Genomic DNA, 12,538 nt, shown 5'->3' with positions numbered 1-12,538 from the left:
TTTGCAGCGTCATGAATTTCCTCGATCTCGCCCGGGCGGTCTTCGGCCTGGCCTTCACCCTCGGCCTGATCGGGATCGCGGCCTGGGCTGCGCGCCGCTATGCGCCGCAAATCCTGGCGCGGCTGAATGCGGAGCGCGGCGAGCGCCGGCTTCAGGTCGTCGAGACCCTGGTGCTGGACCCCGCCCGTCGCCTCGTTCTGGTCCGCGTCGACGAAGAGGAACGGCTGATCCTGCTGGGCGAAGGCCGCGAACTGATCGAACCGCGTCAGCCCCCTATCGGTAAAATGGGAGGCGGCCAGTGAAGCCCGCCGTCTTCGTCAAGCCGACCGGCGCCGAGCTGAAACGCGCGGCCCTGCTGTCGCTGTTCACCACTCTGGTCTGCCTGGCCTGGCCCGTCGCGGCCCTGGCTCAGCAGGCGGCGCAAAGCGGCTCGGCCCTCAACATCGATCTGGGCACCGGCGCCGGCCTGACCCAAAGGGTGGTCCAGCTGGTCGGTCTGATGACCGTCCTGTCCTTGGCGCCGTCGATCGTCATCATGACCACCAGCTTCGTGCGGATCATCGTGGTCCTGTCGCTGCTGCGCACGGCGCTGGGCCTGCAACAGTCGCCGCCGAACGCCGTCCTGGTGTCTCTTTCACTGTTCCTCAGCGCCATCGTCATGGCCCCGACCTGGCAGGACGCCTATGATTCGGGCATCCGTCCGCTGATGGATCAGCAGATCGAACTGCCTCAGGCCTTCGATCAGGCGTCCGAACCCGTAAAAACCTTCATGCTGGCCCAGGTGGACCGCGGGGACCTCGCCCTGTTCACCCGTCTCTCGAAGATCGACCCGCCCCAGAACGTCCAGGACCTGCCCCTGCGCGTGGTCACCCCGGCCTTCATGATCAGCGAGCTGAAGAAGGCGTTCGAAATCGGATTTCTCCTTTTCGTTCCGTTCCTTGTGATCGATCTGGTGGTGGCCAGCGTGCTGATGTCCATGGGCATGATGATGCTCCCTCCGGTGGTGGTTTCCCTCCCCTTCAAGTTGATCTTTTTTGTGCTGGTGGACGGCTGGCGATTGGTCGCCGGAAGCCTGGTCGAGAGCTTCCAGCGGGCGTCCGGTACCGGATAATCCCCCGCCCCATATGGCTTTAAGCGTCATCGGCGCTTGCAAAGCGTATGGAAATCCGTGTTGATCCCCCGGTCCTCGCTCGGAATCGGGCGACTAACACTGGAAACGCTTCTTATGACCACTCAAGCCGAACTGATCGCCGCCGTCGCCAAGGACGCTGGTGTTTCGCAGGCCGACGCCGGCAAGGTGCTGACCGCGATCGTCGAAAACATCCACTCGACCCTGAAGTCGGGCGGCGACATCCGCATCTCGAACCTGGGCGTCTTCGACACCGCCGACCGCGCTGAGCGCGAAGGCCGCAACCCGGCTACCGGCGCAACCATCAAGATCGCCGCCTCCAAGGCCGTGCGCTTCCGCGTCTCCAAGCCGCTGAAGGACGCCGTCAACGGCTAAGCCTTTTCGGTCCTGCGATGCAGGACCGGCACTGCTCGACGGGCGGGGGTCGCGATGCGATCTCCGCCCGCTTCAATTTCAGGCGGCGCTCTTCGCGTCAGCGTCTTTTCTGAACGCCTGTTTGGCGCTGTTGACCCAGCCGACGAAGGTGTCGGCCTGGCTGGACAGATTGGCGAAGTCGCCCGTCCCCGCCACGCCCGACAGATTGTCGTCCAGCGCGACCCGCAGCGCCGCCGCCGACCGCGCGCCGGGAACCATCGGCCCAAAGCGCCCGCTCAGCCGCTGCAGCGCGGCCCGATCGCCCGCCAGCGAATAGCCGACGCCCGCCCGGATCAGCCAGCTTTCCTCGGCCGGCGTCAGCGGCGTGGTCCCGGTCTTGTAGCGATCGCCCAGCCGCGCCTCATAGATCGGCGCCGCTTCGCCCCACTTCTGCTGCTTCCAGAAGATGTCGGCCCGCACCTCGCGCGCTGAGTTCGACTGATCCCGGTCCAGCACCTCCAGCGCATGGTCGAACCGGCCCAAATCCATCAGGGCGCGCGCCTCCAGCGCCCGGCGCTCGCTGTTCATCGCATTGGGCAGCAGGGTGGTGCGCGAGCCCCAGATGGCCTGCAACGCCTTCTCCGGCTGGCGGTCCATCAGATAGACGGTGGCCAGATTGGTCGCGACCTGGGCCTTGGCCACCCCGTCCAGACGCTCGTCCACTTGGTGCTTCAGCAGTTCGGCGGCCTGATCCAGCAGGTCCACGTCGATCAGCCGGCGCGACAGACGCCGCACCATCTCGTCGCCGTCCGCCCCGATCGGGGTCAGTTCGCGGAAGTCATAGAACAGCGCCAGCGCCTGCACCGGCTGCAAACCGTCCGCCGCCCCGTCCAGGAACAGGGCGCGGAAGGCGTTTGCCTGATCCGCCTGCACCTCGGCTGCACCCGGCACGCCCGCCATCCGCTTGCCCGCGCCGCGCAGGGCGTCCAGCGCCTCGCGGTATCGCCCCTGCTGCAGATAGATGCCCGACAGTTTGCGCACGACCGCCATCTCGGTCGCATCCCCGCGCCAGCGCCATTTCAGCTGTTCCAGCTGGGCCGTCGCCTGATCCGGCGTGATCGCGCCCTTGTCCAGCTCCAGACTGATGGCGCCCAGTTTCGCCGGCGTCGCGATCCCGTCCAGCGGCGCGCGCGCCACGGCCTTGTAGACCGCCAGCGCCCGGCTCTTGTCGCCGTTCAGCTCGAACATCCGCGCCTGCACCAGACGTGCGGTCAGTTGATCGACCGCCGGCGCGTCCTGGCTGAACACATATGCCAACAGTTGCTGGGCGGCGGCGAGATCGTTCAACTGGATCGCGGCCATGGCGTGGGCCGCGCCGAATCGCGCGCGCCATTCCTTGGGGAAGCTGTCGATGGCCGGGGCGCCGGCGGCGAAGTTGCGACGCGCCCCCTCCCAGTCGCCCATTTCCGAGGCGATATAGCCCAGCCAGACCTTGGTCGCCGGATCGTTGGCCAGAGCCGCGCCCGCGAAATCGACCTGGGCCTCCTCCAGCCGCCCGACGCCGACGCGCGCCACGCCGCGCAAGCCGCGCACTTCGGGCTCGCCTTGCAGATTGGGCGCCTTGGCGATCAGGACGTTCAGCACCCCGATGGCCTCATAGTTCAGGCCCGACCCGACCAGGAACCGCGCCAGCGCCATCCGCGCCTCGATCGGCGCGCGCGGATTGTCCGCCGCCGCGATCGTCTCCAGCCCCGCTGCGTCTTGCAGCCGGCGATAGCGGTCCGAGAATCCCGCCTCGCCCGTCGCGGCCCAGGCCTCGTCGATCAGCGCCGGATAGGCCGCCCGCTTGGGCGCATCCGCATTGTGGTCGCCCGTCTCCAGCCCGGCCGCCGGCGACGACAGCGCCAGCCCCTTGGGCCGGCTCAGCGTCACCAGATCGCCCGCCGCCTCGATCTTCAGGTCGTCGGCCGCCGTCTCCACAGCCAGACCCTGCGCCGTCGGGATCAGGCTCAGATCGACCGTGCGCCGTCCGCCGGCGTAACCCTTGCCGGGCGCCAGGGCCGTCACCGCCGCGAACCGGTCCCCGACCAGCGGGTCGGTCAGCCAGACCGCCTTGGTCGCCTCGGCCATCTGCGCCACCAGCACCGGCGCGCCGTCGTCGGACCGGCCGACCTCGACCCCGCCCGCCGCACCGTCTGGGCCGCCCAGGGTCACGGTCCAGGTCCCGCCCTGCCCCTGCGCCGAGACGCCCAGCCCTTCGGGTTCGGCGATCCTCAGGGCCGTATAGCCCTGCCCGGCCGCCCACTGGGCGTTCTTGGCCGATCCCAGCGCCTTGGCGCCGCTCATATCCATGCGGGCGGCGGTGTCGAACACGACCCATACCGCATCGCCACGGCGGAAGACGGCCGCCCCCACCGGCGCGCCCCAGTCGAAGGTCAGGACAGTCTTGCCGCCGGCCGTCTCGGCCCGCACCGGCACCACGGCCTTGGTCGTCTGCGGCGCGGCGGCGTCCCCGCCCTCCGGCGCCTTGCCGGGCGCATAGAGGTTCAGCCACACCGCCCCGTCCGCCACGCCCGAGCGCGCATCCGCGCCCTGTTCCAGCGTCAGGATCAGGTCCGTGCCGCCCGCGCCCCGGCTCGGCCGCGTCTCGACCGACTTCACCCCGGCCGGCGGATCGACCTTCAATCGCGAGACGTCGGGCGCAGCGGTGGTCCCCAGCCGGACGACGACCTTGTCGCCCTCGCGGCTGATGCGCGAGCGCACCCCGATCACGCCGCCGAACTCGACCCGCGTGAACTCGGCGTTTGCGCCGATATTAATGGACAGCGGATCGCGCGACCGCCCGACTTCCTGGGCCAGCGGCGCCATCGGCGCGAACACGACGGCGCCGGCCGTGGCGGCGGCCACGGTCGTCTTCAGGATGCGCTTTGTCGGCGAGGCCCCGGACATATCTCCCGACCCATGCCGCACAAGGCCTTTAATCGCGGTTAACCGCCGTTCACCGTGATGATGGATGGCGTTAGGACAACCGGTCCACGCGACAGCGCCGTATTAAGCGCCCATAGTCGTCCCATGACCGATTATCCTCGCCTCAGCACCCTGAAGACCGGCCTGGCCTGTCGCTGCCCCCGCTGCGGCAAGGGTGCGCTATTCAAAGGCTACCTGACGCTACAGACGGAATGTCCGGAGTGCGGGCTCAGCTACGCCTTCGCCGATCCGGCGGACGGCCCGGCCTTCTTCGTCATGACGGCCGTCGGGGTGGTGGGGATGATCCTGCTGATGGTGTTCGACTTCACCGTCCACCCGCCGATCTGGGTGCATCTGGTCGTGACCCTGCCGATCCTGGTCGCCCTGTGCCTGGGCTGCCTGCGCCCCTTCAAGGCCTGGCTGGTCGCCGAGCAATATGTCCATAAGGCCGCGCCGCCCGAGTTCTCCTCGAACGGCAAGCACGGACCCTTCTAGGGTTCGATCACCGTCAGCTCGGCCCAGCGCGCCCGCGCGCTGTCGACGGCCTTGGCCCAGCCCCTGGCCACCGGCCGGTTCGGGTTGGGCCGGATCGTCAGGGCGAACACATCCTCCAGCCCGAACGGCGCGGCGACGCTGAGGCTGTCGTCCGCCTCCAGCCGCACCCCGACCGCAAAGGTCGGCGCCACGAACCGCCCCAGCGCCTCGTCGGTCGAAGGCAACGGCGCATAAGGTTCGCCGAACCGGTTCTGGAACCACAGGTGCACCCGCGCCTGGTTGCGGACCTCGACCTGGCTGCGGAACGGTTCGTCGAAGGCGGCGGCGACGCGTTTGATGACGACGTCCTCGGCCTCGTAGGACAGGTCCGAACCGTCGAAATAGGCCAGGTCGTAGTCCTTGACCCCATAGCCCGCCGGCCGCCCCGTCCTGGCGTTCCACACGGCCTGATAGACCGCTCCCGACACCAGCCGCCAGTCGGGCAGGTCCAGCGCCCGGACGGTCGTCAGGACGTGCATCAAACCAGCATCGGCGCGCACGATGGCGGTCAGTTCCGCCTCCAGCTCGCTCATCCCCGCACCGGCCAGCCGTGGTCCAGCGGCCCGTGTCCGCCGCCCAGGCCCGGCGCCCGGCGGATCGCCTCGCCGACATAGGCCCAGGCCTCGGCCACCGCGACCTCCAGCGGCCGCCCCATCGCCAGCCCGGCTGCACAGGCGCTGGCCAGGGTGCAGCCGGTGCCGTGGGTGTGGCGGGTGTCGACCCGTTCAGCCTCCAGCACCGTCTCGCCGTCTGCGGTCATCAGCAGGTCGATCACCGTCGGCCCCGACACATGCCCGCCCTTCATCAGCACCGCCCGCGCCCCCATGGCCAGCAGGGCCTCGCCCGCCCGCCTCTGGCCGTCCAGGTCGTGGACCGCAAAGCCTGTCAGGGCCTCGGCCTCGGGCGCATTGGGCGTCAGCAGGGCCGCGCGCGGGATCATCAACCGCTTCACCGCCTCGACCGCCGCATCCGGCAACAGCGGGTGCCCGCCCTTGGCCACCATGACCGGATCGACCACCGCAGCGGCGTCCGCCTCGTCCAGCAGGGCCGCGACCGTCTCGACCACCTCGACCGAGCCCAGCATGCCGGTCTTGACCGCATCGGTCCCGATGTCGTCCAGCACCGCCCGCGCCTGGGCCGCGATCAGATCCAGCGGCAGCGGATGAACGCCGTGGACGCCCAGGGTGTTCTGCACCGTGATGGCCGTGATGGCGGTGGCGGCGAACCCGCCCATCATCGTCACGGCCTTGATGTCGGCCTGGATGCCCGCACCGCCGCCGCTGTCGGACCCCGCCAGGATCAAGACGCGTCCTTGATGAAGCGCGCTCATGCCGCCGCCCCCGAAAACAGTTTCAGCCCGACGATGCCCGCCACGATCAGCAGGATGCACACGGCCCTGACCGCCGTCGCCGGCTCGCCATAGACCAGGATGCCGACCACCGCCGCGCCCACCGCCCCGATGCCGGTCCACACTGCATAGGCCGTGCCGATCGGCAGCTTCTGCGTGGCGACCCACAACAGGATCATGCTGCCCGCCAGCGCGATCAGAACCCCCAGCGAGGTCCACGGCCGGCTGACGCCCACATTCTTGAGGCCCGAGGCCCACAGGACCTCCAGCAGACCGGCGACAACCAGCGTCGCCCACGGATTGATCGACATCACCCAGGACATGGCGACCAGATGGAACAGGCCGCGGTCCGGAGCAAGCCGCGATCAGCCGCCCAGCGGCCCCTTGAAGATGAAGAAGGCCCCAAGCGCGATGAAGGCGAAGCCGACCAGGTGGTTCACCGTCAGCTTCTCGCCCAGATACAGGACCGAGAAGCCGGCGAAGACCAGCAGGGTGATCACCTCCTGCATCGTCTTCAGCTCGGCCGGCGAATAGACCTGAATGCCGATCCGATTGGCCGGCACCGCCAGCCAGTATTCGAAGAAGGCGATGCCCCAGCTGGCGATGACCAGGATCCACAGCGGCTTGTGGTCGAACTTCAGATGACCGTACCAGGCGAAGGTCATGAAGACGTTCGACAGGCACAGCATGACGATGGGGGCGATGTAGGCGGTCAGGGGCATGTGGCGCATCAGGGCTGTTGCAGACCTGCCCTCTACACCGGCTGCGACCGTCCGTCGCGGGGCTTCAATCCGCCGCTGTCACCGCCACCTGGACCTTCAGCGCTTGCACCGTTTCGCGCACATCGTGGACCCGCACCATCCGCGCCCCGCGCCGCGCACCTTCCAGCGCCAGCGCCAGCGACCCGCCCAGCCGGTCGGTCGCCAAGCTCGCCGTTGGATCGATGGCCTGGATCGTGCGCTTGCGACTGGCGGCGTACAGCACCGGAAAGCCCAGATCGACCAGCGCGTCCAACCGCGCCGTCAGCGCCATGTTATGCGCCAGCGTCTTGCCGAACCCGATGCCGGGATCCAGCCAGATCCGCTCGCGCGCCACGCCCGCCGCCATCGCCGCCTCGGCCCGCCCGCGCAAATAATCCCGCACTTCGCCCACCACGTCGTCATAGCGCGGGTCCGCTTGCATCGTGCGGGGTTCGCCCTTCATGTGCATCAGCACGACGTCGCACCCCAGTTCGGCTGCGACCGCCTCACTGTCGAGCGCATGGCTCAGCGCCGTCACGTCGTTCCACATCGTCGCCCCGGCCGCGACGGCGGCGCGGGCGACGGCGGGCTTCATCGTATCGACGCTGATCGCCCCGCCCCAGCGCGCGCGGACGCCGGCGATGACCGGCGTGACCCGCTCGATCTCCTCGGCCTCGCCCACCGGCTCGGCCCCCGGCCGGGTGCTCTCCCCGCCGATATCGAGCACATCGGCCCCGTCCGCGACCAGCCGCATGGCCTGATCAATCGCGCCTTCGGTCGAGGCCCACCGCCCCCCGTCCGAGAAGCTGTCGGGCGTCACATTGACGATGCCCATCACCTGCGACAAGGCGGCCGTCCGAGCGGTTTGACTTTCATGGGCCATGGGACCAGCCTGTAACCGTGATCGCGCATTTCGTCAGCCAGGCTCGACGCCTTTCCCACGCGGGACGCCTCGTCGCAGGCGACTGACCCGGAACGGCCGCGCGCCCTTCGCCCCGTTCCGGGCATCGATCTGAACCCAATCCTTCTCGTCGCCGCATGACGCCACGCGCATGCGGCGTCCCATGCCGTCTGCGAGCCCGCCATGACCAAATCCACTCTGCCCGTCCGCCCCGACATCTTTCTCAGCGCCCAAGACCACGACACCTTGTCGCGCCTGGTCGGCGACATGCCCGGCGGAGGCGTGGCGGGGATGCTTCAGGAGGAACTGGAGCGCGCCGTCATCTGCGAACCGGGCGACCTTCCCAAGGGCGCCGTCCCCCTGAACCGTTGGCTGCACTATATCGACGGCCGCGCGTCCGATCCGCGCCGCATCCAGATCGTCCTGCCCGCAGACGCCGACATCGATGCGGGCAAGGTTTCGGTCCTGTCCCACGTCGGAGCGGGCCTGATCGGTTTGGTCGAGGGCCACACCATCGCCTGGACCGACCCCTCCGGCGCCGCGCGCAGCCTGACACCGGTCATGGTCGAGGATCCGGAAATCCTTGGCGGCGACTAGCGCCCGATCAGACCGCCCAGCGCCTCCAGATAGACGGCGAAAGCCTTGCGGCCGGCGGGGGTGATGGACACGCGGGTCAGGGGCTTGTTGTTCACGAAGCTCTTGGCCACGGCGACGTATCCCGCTTCCTCCAGCTTCTTGATATGGACCGACAGATTGCCCTGCGTAGCCTCCAGCACCGTCTTCAGCTCGGTGAAGTCGGCGGCCTCGGCGTCAGCCAGATAGACCATGATCCCCAGCCGCATCCGGCCGTGGATGACCTCGTCGATCTTGCCGAGCGCGTCCAGCCTCATGGATCAGCCGAGGTCCGCGTCGACGGCGCGGGCCTTCAGCGCCGCACGCGTCATGACCCAGCCCGGTCCTGCGAACAGCAAGAACAGGGCGAGGGTGCAGACGTAGAGATAGATCACCGCGTCGCGCACCAGCACGCCGAGCGCGACCGCCGTGATCCAGCCGCCCAACGATGTCGCCAGCATCCATGGCTTCTTCTTCAGACTGTAGGCCACGAACCAGGCCGCCGACTGAAGCGCGAAGATCATCGCCGGATAATAGAGCCAGACAGCGAAGTCCTGATCGCGGCGCGCGCCCACGCCGAACACGATGATGATCGCCAGATTGGCCATACCTGCGCCGCTGAAGGCCGCGTTCAGGGTGCGGGTGACGATGGGGCCGGCCGTTCCCGTCTTGCGGTCCTCACGCACGGCCCAGGTCAGAACGACAAGGAAGGCGACCGTGATGGCGACCACGAAGCCAAGATTTCCCAGCGGCGGCCAGCGCACGATCCCCCAAACCTGACCAATATGGAACAGGCATTGCAGACCATAGAGCAGACCGCCCGCCAGATAGGCGACGCCCAGCGTCAGGGTCGCTCTGGGATTATTGCCGCCCTGAACAATGGCCTTCATGAAGGCCAGGTCGGCCTCGGGGCCGGTGCGGGACTTGTCGGACATCGCTGTGTGATTCCTGTGCGACGGGCGCGTCCCTCGGATGGACGCCGCCGGAAGGGTTTGCAAATTATTCGGCGGGGACCAGGGCAGGCGCAGGCCGGTTGCGCCACGGCACGCGCCGGCCATTCAGCCACCGTCCCATAAAGCTATGACGGATCAGCAGTTCGTAGGACGCCAGGCACACGGCGAAGACGCCCGCCGACACGCCGATCAGCTTCACCCACCACGGCCCGGCCCAATCCTGCACCGAGACCTGGGCCAGCATGACCAGCGGCAGGTGCACGATATAGATCCAGTAGGAGGCGTCGGACAGGTAGCGTCGGACCGGACTGTGGCCCGAGGCAAACCGCAGGCATAGCCCCGTGGCCGCCAATGCCGAGGCAAAGACGGCGACCGCCGTGACGGCGGCGGCCAGGGCCTTGCCGGCCGTCGGCTTGCCCATCGGCGCGATGCTGGGTCCGCCCGCCAGCACATAGGCCGCGACGCCCGAAACCAGCGCCATGCTGAGGAACAGCGGCGCCCCCTTTGCGATGCGGCCCAGCAGATCACGCCGCCGATCCAGCGCAAAGCCCAGGCCGAAGGCGAGGCCGAACCCGACCAGGGCGGAGGTGTTCGGGATCACGCCCGCGTCCGGCGTCGGCACGGCAAAGAAGGCGATCCACTTCGGATCCAGCCACAAGGCCACAGCCAGCGGGGCGGCCAGCGCGGCAGGCGTCCAGGGGCCGATCAGCGCGCCGGTGATCCCGTCCATGACCGGACCCGCTCGCCCCGCGCGATCCAAGACGCCGAACACGGCCCGCACGATCAGGACGACGGCGTAGAAGAGCGTCAGAACCCACAGAAACCACAGGTGGGTCAGCGGAAAGTTGGTCCAGTCATACGTCGGTGGCGGTGGCGGCGGCGCGCCGGGCGTCACCAGACCATTGGCATGAGCGTTCCAGACCAGGGCCGTAACGATCCCCGCCATGACCGGAAACCAGAAGGCCGCCAGCGGCCCGGCGATCCGCACCACCCGATCCTTGGCGAAGGCGACCCAGCCCCGCCGCGTCAGCATCCTATGGGCGAACAAGCCCGCGATGAGGAAGAAGGCCGTCATGCGAAACAGATGGATGGCGAAGAACAGCCAGGCGGCGCCGATCGACCGGCTGTCGTCCGCCACGATCCAGATCTGCTGCGGAAAGAAGGACAGGCTGGTGTGAAGCAACACCCCCAGCAGCAGCGCCCCGGCGCGCAACGCATCCAGTCCGTGCAGCCGCTCCACCTGCTCTGCTTGCGATATCACCATGACGTCCCTCCAAAAATCGAGACAGCCATATCTCACAGACAGGTTTGCAATGCAAACTTGTTCGTCACAATGCTTTGTGTGGGCAGTGGGTCAGCCAGACGCCCAAAGAAAAAACCCGCCGGGAGATCGCTCTCCCGGCGGGTTCGTCTTCAGATCAGGCCTGGGTTTAGTGGACCGTCGGCACGCTGGTCGCGGCAGGGGCGGCGACCGGGACCTCGATGTCCGTGCCGTCCGACACCGGCGTCACCGGCACCGAGACCGAAGGCCCGGCGTTGGGGAAGTTGTTCTCGTCACGGTTCGGCGCGACGCCCTTCTCCAGCAGATCCTTGATCTCCTCGCCCGAAAGGGTCTCATATTCCAGCAAGGCCTGAGACAGTTTCTCGTGGTCCTCGGCCTTGGTGGTCAGGATCGTGCGCGCTTCATCCCAGCCCGAGGTCACCAGGCGACGGACTTCCTCGTCGATGGTGCGCGCCGTCTCTTCGGAGATGTTCTGGCTGCGGGCGACCGAGTGGCCCAGGAAGACCTCTTCCTGGTTCTCGCCATAGGCCACCGTGCCCAGCTTATCCGAGAAGCCCCAGCGGGTGACCATGGCGCGCGCCAGCTTCGTCGCCTGTTCGATGTCCGAGCTGGCGCCCGAGGTGATGTTTTCCGGCCCGAAGATCAGCTCCTCGGCGACGCGGCCGCCCGCCATAATGGCGATCCGGTCGATCATCTGCTGATATTTCATCGAATAGCGGTCGCCTTCCGGCAACTGCATCACCATGCCCAGCGCCCGGCCGCGCGGGACGATGGTCGCCTTGTGCACCGGGTCGGCCATCTTGACATTCATGGCGACGATGGCGTGACCGGCCTCGTGATAGGCGGTCAGGCGCTTTTCTTCCTCGTTCATCGCCATGGAGCGACGTTCCGAGCCCATCAGCACCTTGTCCTTGGCGTCTTCGAAGTCGCGGTGGGTGACCATGCGACGGTCCTTGCGCGCCGCCGTCAGGGCCGCCTCATTGACCAAGTTGGCCAGATCGGCGCCCGAGAAGCCGGGCGTGCCGCGCGCGATCGTCTTGACGTTGACGTCGGCGGCCAAGGGCACATCCTTCATGTGGACGCGCAGGATGCGTTCGCGGCCGGAGACGTCGGGGTTCGGCACCACCACCTGGCGGTCGAAACGGCCGGGACGCAGCAGGGCCGGGTCCAGCACGTCGGGACGGTTGGTCGCGGCGATCAGGATGATGTTTTCGGACGCCTCGAAGCCGTCCATCTCGACCAGCAGCTGGTTCAGCGTCTGTTCGCGCTCGTCATTGCCGCCGCCGAGACCCGCGCCGCGGTGGCGACCGACAGCGTCGATTTCGTCGATGAAGATGATGCAGGGCGCATTCTTCTTGGCCTGTTCGAACATGTCGCGCACGCGGCTGGCGCCGACGCCGACGAACATCTCGACAAAGTCCGAACCCGAGATCGAGAAGAAGGGCACGCCCGCCTCGCCCGCGACCGCGCGCGCCAGCAGCGTCTTGCCGGTGCCGGGAGGGCCGACCAGCAGGGCCCCCTTGGGAATCTTGCCGCCCAGACGCTGGAACTTGCCCGGATCCTTCAGGAAGTCGACGACCTCCTGCAGCTCGTCCTTGGCCTCGTCCACGCCGGCGACGTCGTCGAAGGTCTTGCGTCCCTTGTGCTCGGTCAGCAGCTTGGCCTTGGACTTGCCGAAGCCCATGGCGCCCTTCGCCCCGCCCTGCATCTGGCGCATG

At 68.0% G+C, this 12,538-nt stretch carries 15 protein-coding genes; 5 read left to right on the top strand and 10 right to left on the bottom strand.

Features of this window, described 5'->3' with window-relative positions:
- The first annotated feature begins 11 nt into the window (after positions 1–11).
- From B3T77_RS09830 to B3T77_RS09820, 3 genes are all read left to right on the top strand, one after another.
- On the top strand, positions 12–302 hold the full coding sequence (locus tag B3T77_RS09830) for a FliO/MopB family protein (RefSeq protein WP_292079183.1): 291 nt from the start codon (positions 12–14) through the stop codon (positions 300–302).
- Positions 299–1,111 (top strand): flagellar type III secretion system pore protein FliP, encoded by an 813-nt coding sequence (gene fliP / locus B3T77_RS09825; RefSeq protein WP_039244769.1) that lies wholly within the window; start codon positions 299–301, stop codon positions 1,109–1,111. Before B3T77_RS09830 ends, fliP begins: the two co-directional genes overlap by 4 nt.
- A gap of 114 nt (positions 1,112–1,225) precedes the next feature.
- Positions 1,226–1,504 (top strand): HU family DNA-binding protein, encoded by a 279-nt coding sequence (locus B3T77_RS09820; protein ID WP_017506838.1) that lies wholly within the window; start codon positions 1,226–1,228, stop codon positions 1,502–1,504.
- A gap of 78 nt (positions 1,505–1,582) precedes the next feature.
- Here the strand turns inward: B3T77_RS09820 and B3T77_RS09815 are convergent, their stop codons facing one another.
- Positions 1,583–4,432: a tetratricopeptide repeat protein gene (locus tag B3T77_RS09815; protein ID WP_292079179.1), complete on the bottom strand. Its 2,850-nt coding sequence runs from the start codon at positions 4,430–4,432 to the stop codon at positions 1,583–1,585.
- 123 nt (positions 4,433–4,555) lie between these two features.
- Between B3T77_RS09815 and B3T77_RS09810 the strand changes: the two genes are divergently transcribed.
- Positions 4,556–4,945, top strand: coding sequence for a DUF983 domain-containing protein (locus B3T77_RS09810; protein ID WP_017506769.1), 390 nt, complete (start codon positions 4,556–4,558; stop codon positions 4,943–4,945).
- Here the strand turns inward: B3T77_RS09810 and B3T77_RS09805 are convergent.
- The 5 genes from B3T77_RS09805 to folP all read right to left on the bottom strand — a co-directional run bounded on the left by B3T77_RS09805 (position 4,942) and on the right by folP (position 7,955).
- Positions 4,942–5,517 carry a nucleotidyltransferase family protein gene (locus tag B3T77_RS09805; protein ID WP_292079178.1) on the bottom strand — a complete coding sequence of 192 codons (576 nt, stop codon included), beginning with the start codon at positions 5,515–5,517 and terminating at the stop codon, positions 4,942–4,944. The two genes, B3T77_RS09810 and B3T77_RS09805, sit on opposite strands and share 4 nt — an antisense overlap.
- Positions 5,514–6,314 (bottom strand): bifunctional hydroxymethylpyrimidine kinase/phosphomethylpyrimidine kinase, encoded by an 801-nt coding sequence (thiD, locus tag B3T77_RS09800; protein ID WP_292079177.1) that lies wholly within the window; start codon positions 6,312–6,314, stop codon positions 5,514–5,516. Before thiD ends, B3T77_RS09805 begins: the two co-directional genes overlap by 4 nt.
- The gene (locus tag B3T77_RS09795) at positions 6,311–6,655 is read right to left on the bottom strand and encodes a DMT family transporter (RefSeq protein WP_017506766.1); all 345 of its coding nucleotides are present in this window, start codon (positions 6,653–6,655) and stop codon (positions 6,311–6,313) included. Before B3T77_RS09795 ends, thiD begins: the two co-directional genes overlap by 4 nt.
- 42 nt (positions 6,656–6,697) lie before the next feature.
- On the bottom strand, positions 6,698–7,054 hold the full coding sequence (locus B3T77_RS09790; protein WP_017506765.1) for a DMT family protein: 357 nt from the start codon (positions 7,052–7,054) through the stop codon (positions 6,698–6,700).
- Positions 7,055–7,118: 64 nt separating this feature from the next.
- Positions 7,119–7,955, bottom strand: a complete 837-nt coding sequence (folP, locus tag B3T77_RS09785; protein WP_292079175.1) for a dihydropteroate synthase — start codon at positions 7,953–7,955, stop codon at positions 7,119–7,121.
- A 201-nt stretch (positions 7,956–8,156) separates the two neighbouring features.
- Here folP and B3T77_RS09780 point away from each other — a divergent pair, with 201 nt between their 5' ends.
- Positions 8,157–8,570 carry a GreA/GreB family elongation factor gene (locus B3T77_RS09780; protein WP_292079173.1) on the top strand — a complete coding sequence of 138 codons (414 nt, stop codon included), beginning with the start codon at positions 8,157–8,159 and terminating at the stop codon, positions 8,568–8,570.
- Here B3T77_RS09780 and B3T77_RS09775 read toward each other — a convergent pair.
- From B3T77_RS09775 to ftsH, 4 genes are all read right to left on the bottom strand, one after another.
- Positions 8,567–8,863, bottom strand: a complete 297-nt coding sequence (locus B3T77_RS09775; RefSeq protein WP_292079171.1) for a winged helix-turn-helix domain-containing protein — start codon at positions 8,861–8,863, stop codon at positions 8,567–8,569. The two genes, B3T77_RS09780 and B3T77_RS09775, sit on opposite strands and share 4 nt — an antisense overlap.
- 3 nt (positions 8,864–8,866) lie before the next feature.
- Entirely contained in the window at positions 8,867–9,520 is a 654-nt protein-coding gene (locus B3T77_RS09770; RefSeq protein ID WP_292079170.1) for a hypothetical protein, read from the bottom strand.
- 64 nt (positions 9,521–9,584) lie between these two features.
- The gene (locus tag B3T77_RS09765) at positions 9,585–10,802 is read right to left on the bottom strand and encodes an acyltransferase family protein (protein WP_292079168.1); all 1,218 of its coding nucleotides are present in this window, start codon (positions 10,800–10,802) and stop codon (positions 9,585–9,587) included.
- Between the two features lie 166 nt (positions 10,803–10,968).
- Positions 10,969–12,538: ATP-dependent zinc metalloprotease FtsH (gene ftsH, locus B3T77_RS09760; RefSeq protein WP_292079165.1), on the bottom strand; the 1,570-nt coding region annotated here is incomplete at its 5' end.

This window comes from Brevundimonas sp. UBA7838, from assembly GCF_002500885.1.
GTDB classification, from domain to species: Bacteria; Pseudomonadota; Alphaproteobacteria; order Caulobacterales; family Caulobacteraceae; genus Brevundimonas; species Brevundimonas vesicularis_C.
This window is presented reverse-complemented; position numbering and strand designations above follow the sequence as displayed.